The sequence below is a fragment of the Polynucleobacter sp. 39-46-10 genome (assembly GCF_002282275.1).
On record NZ_NCJB01000202.1, the window covers coordinates 1 to 4,317 of the forward strand.

Here is a 4,317-nt window from a genome sequence, read left to right on the forward strand (position 1 = left end):
GTGCTTCGCGCCTTGGGTGAGATGGCAGTGCATGAGCCGGTTGCTGGTTCATTTGCTGCATATGCCAATACCTACGTAGGACCGCTAGCGGGTTATATGGTCGGGTGGGGATATTGGACTTACTGGATCGTTGTTGGAATAGCTGAAGTCACTGCTGTTGGTATTTATATGGGGATTTGGTTTCCTGATGTACCTCAGTGGATCTGGGCTTTGTCTTCCATCTTAATGATGGGCTTAATCAATCTCATTGCTGTAAAAGTTTTTGGTGAGTTTGAATTTTGGTTTGCTCTCATCAAAGTCGTTGCTATTGTGGCCATGATTGCCTTGGGAAGTTCAGTCATCTTCTTTGGTTTTACCAATGACTGGAATCCGATTGGCTTCAGCAACCTTTGGCAGCATGGTGGTTTCTTCCCTAACGGTATTGGCGGAATGTTGCTTTCCCTGCAGATGGTCTTATTTGCATACGTTGGTATTGAGATGATTGGGTTATCTGCTGGTGAGGCAGAGAATCCACGCAAAACTATTCCGATGGCAATTGATTCATTGGCATGGCGCATCTTGATTTTTTATATGGGTGCGATTCTTGTCATCTTGGCTATCTTCCCTTGGAATGAAGTTGGGCAACAAGGAAGCCCATTTGTGGTGATGTTTGAGCGGATTGGATTACGCGAGGCCGCTGGAATCATTAACTTTGTAGTCATCACTGCTGCTTTGTCATCTTGTAATGCTGGGATCTTCAGTGGTGGGCGACTTTTATATGCGCTCTCAGTGAATGGCTATGCGCCTTCCCCATTTGCCAAGCTATCTAAGTACGGTGTTCCAAATCGAGCGGTGATGGCGACGGTAGCAGTATGTATGACCGGGGTGGTCTTGAACTACTTCGTTCCAGATAAAGCATTTCAGTACGTTATGGCTGCAGTTACCTTTGTTGGATTAATGGTGTGGATTGCAATCTTGCTCACCCAAATTCAATTTCGTCGCTCACTGACTCAATCCCAGGTTGCCGAGTTGGCCTATCGCACGCCTTGGTGGCCCTATTCCTCGTGGTTTGCATTGGCATTTATTACCTTGGTAGTGGTGTTAATGGGCTTTCATGAGGATGCACGGATTGCCTTGGTATTGGGTCCGTGTCTATTGGGTGTGTATCTCGCCATGTTCTACATCGTTGGCTTACATCGCAAAACAAAACTGAGTCGTGAATTCAAATAAGGAGATTGAAATGATTGTTGGCGTACCTCAAGAAGTAAAAAATAATGAATTTCGTGTTGGCTTAACCCCGGGTAATGTCAGGGGCTTATGTAAACAGGGACATTCTGTCCTGGTGCAGCGTGGAGCTGGTGAGCAAATTGGCTTGAGCGATGAGTCCTATCGCCTATCGGGTGCCACCTTGATCAATAGTGCTGCCGAAGTGTTTGCAAAAGCAGAGATGATCGTCAAGGTTAAGGAGCCTCAGCCACAAGAATGCGCTATGTTGCGTGAAGATCAAATCCTCTTTACCTATTTACATCTTGCTCCAGACCCACAGCAGACCAAAGCATTGCTAGCCTCAGGTGCAAGCTGTATTGCTTATGAAACGGTTACATCATGTAATGGTGCTCTGCCTCTTTTGGCTCCGATGAGTGAAGTTGCGGGCAGGATGTCTATCCAAGCAGCAGCCATCCATCTTGAGAAAACAAATGGAGGTTTGGGTATCTTGATGGCGGGTGTGCCAGGTGTAGCACCTGCTAAGGTGGTTATCTTGGGCGCTGGTGTTGTTGGACGTAATGCCTTGCAGATGGCTGTGGGTATGGGTGCCGATGTTTGTATTTTCGATCGCAATATCGACTGCTTAAGACAGATTGACATGCTCTACGGCAATCGCGTCAGAACCTTCTACGCTGACCCACTCTTGGTTGAATTGGAGGTTTGTGAGGCGGATGTTGTGATCGGCGCTGTCTTGCTACCTGGGGCTGCAGCGCCAAAGCTGGTGACAAGAGAAATGGTGCGCAAAATGAAGGCGGGTGCAGTAGTGGTGGATGTCGCAATCGATCAAGGCGGCTGTTTTGAAACATCCAAGCCTACTACGCATGCTGATCCTACCTTTAGCGTAGATGACGTTCTCCATTACTGCGTAGCAAATATGCCTGGTGCAGTTGCGAGAACCTCTACCTTTGCATTGACCAATGCGACTTATCCGTTTATTGAAGCTTTAGCTAATCGAGGTATGGTGAAGGCGCTCTCCCATGATCACCATTTGCGCAATGGCTTAAGTGTGCATCGAGGAAATCTCACTTCTGAGCCAGTTGCTAAAGCCCAGAAGGTCGATTTTGTATCCGCAGAAGAGTTGTTGGCTGCATAGCAGCTTCATCGAAGTCGTAGGTGTGGAATAGCTTGGGGGTTTTGGTTCCCAAGCTTTCCTCTATCATTCCAAGAATGGACTTATCTGCATTAGCTCTTTCTACTGGCGTAGTCGCTCTGGCTGAGATGGGCGACAAAACCCAACTGCTTTCCTTGATGTTAGCTGCCCGCTACCCAAAACAAGCTCTCGCCATTATTGGTGGGATATTGATTGCGACAATTGCCAACCATGCTTGCGCAGCCTTGCTAGGGCATTGGCTCACTACCTTTATGAGTCCAGACATTCTTAAATGGATTTTAGGTTTGAGCTTTCTAGGAATAGGTCTTTGGCTCTTGGTGCCTGATCACATTGATGATGCAGCTGGATCTAAGGTAGCTGATAGAGCCCTTCAGGTATTCATGCTCACGGTTGGACTATTTTTCTTGGCCGAGATGGGGGATAAGACCCAAATTGCCACCATCGCTCTGGGCGCCAAATATTCCGATGTTGTCTCGGTCACCATTGGCACCACTTTGGGGATGATGTTGGCCAACGCTCCAGCTGTTTGGATTGGTCAGAAGTTCACTAAACGCATGCCGATTAAATGGGTACATGCTGTAGCTGCTGTGACCTTCATCGCCATTGGTGTCGCCACCCTCATCTGGGGTTAGGGCGAAATTGGTCTACGGGGCTTAAAATTACCCCATGAAAACTGATCTGCCACAGAGCTTCCGCAGGCTCGAATACCGAGCTCCCAATTACACCTTTTCACAGGTTGACTTAGATATTGCTCTAGATCCCGCTAGGACAATTGTGAAGAGTCGCCTAGAGGTCTTGCCAGGTGCTGGTCATGAGGCTGGCACGCCTTTGCTACTGCAGGGCCATGAGCTGGAGTTTGTGAGTTTGCGTATTAATGGCGAAGCCCATCGTCAATTTGAACTGACACCAGAAACATTAACTATTCATGCATTGCCCAATGAAGGTAAGCAAGCTTTCATTGTTGAAATCATTTGTGTCTGCGTGCCTGAGAAAAATACCTCGCTGATGGGTCTGTATGTCTCTAATGGCAATTTCTTTACCCAGTGCGAAGCAGAGGGATTCAGAAAGATTACATATTTTCTGGATAGACCAGACGTCATGGCGCGCTATCGCGTCACACTGCGTGCGCGTGAAGCAGAGTGCCCAGTATTACTGTCAAACGGCAATCTCATTAGTACAGAAAAATTACCGAATGGATGGCATAGCGCTGTTTGGGAGGATCCATTTCCAAAACCGTCTTACTTGTTTGCCTTAGTTGCTGGTAAGTTGGAATGCATTGAGGAAACTATCACCACCAGTAGTGGCGCTCAGAAGTTACTGCAAATTTGGGTGGAGCCACATGACCTGAAAAAGACTCGTCATGCAATGGATTCTTTAATTGCTTCGATTCATTGGGATGAAAAACGTTATGGCCTAGAACTCGATCTTGAGCGCTTCATGATTGTGGCGGTAAGCGATTTCAATATGGGTGCAATGGAGAACAAGGGTCTCAATGTTTTCAATACTAAATTTGTACTCGCTCAGCCAGAGACAGCAACAGATGCCGACTTTGCCAATATTGAAAGCGTAGTAGCTCATGAGTACTTCCATAACTGGACTGGTAATCGAGTTACTTGTCGAGATTGGTTTCAGCTCTCCTTGAAGGAAGGCTTGACTGTGTTCCGCGATCAAGAGTTCTCTGCTGATCAAATGGGTAGTGAGTCCGGCAGGGCAGTGAAGCGTATTGAAGACGTGCGTTTATTGCGTCAACTTCAATTCCCAGAGGATGCGGGTCCGATGGCGCACCCCATTCGTCCAGATGAATATCAAGAGATTAATAACTTCTATACCGTGACTGTGTATGAGAAGGGCGCTGAAGTAGTGCGCATGTACCAAACCTTGCTAGGTCTTGAAGGTTTCCGTAAAGGCATGGATCTTTACTTTAAGCGTCACGATGGTCAAGCGGTGACATGCGATGATTT

General features: G+C 47.3%; 4 protein-coding genes. All 4 read left to right on the plus strand.

Annotated features, from left to right (window positions below):
- A partial coding sequence (locus B7X71_RS12565) for an amino acid permease (RefSeq protein ID WP_293600910.1) occupies window positions 1–1,209 on the plus strand: 1,209 nt, incomplete at its 5' end.
- Between the two features lie 10 nt (window positions 1,210–1,219).
- Window positions 1,220–2,338, plus strand: coding sequence for an alanine dehydrogenase (ald, locus tag B7X71_RS12570; protein WP_293599497.1), 1,119 nt, complete (start codon window positions 1,220–1,222; stop codon window positions 2,336–2,338).
- A gap of 74 nt (window positions 2,339–2,412) precedes the next feature.
- Window positions 2,413–2,988 (plus strand): TMEM165/GDT1 family protein, encoded by a 576-nt coding sequence (locus B7X71_RS12575; protein WP_215387426.1) that lies wholly within the window; start codon window positions 2,413–2,415, stop codon window positions 2,986–2,988.
- A gap of 34 nt (window positions 2,989–3,022) precedes the next feature.
- A partial coding sequence (gene pepN, locus B7X71_RS12580; RefSeq protein WP_293600911.1) for an aminopeptidase N occupies window positions 3,023–4,317 on the plus strand: 1,295 nt, incomplete at its 3' end.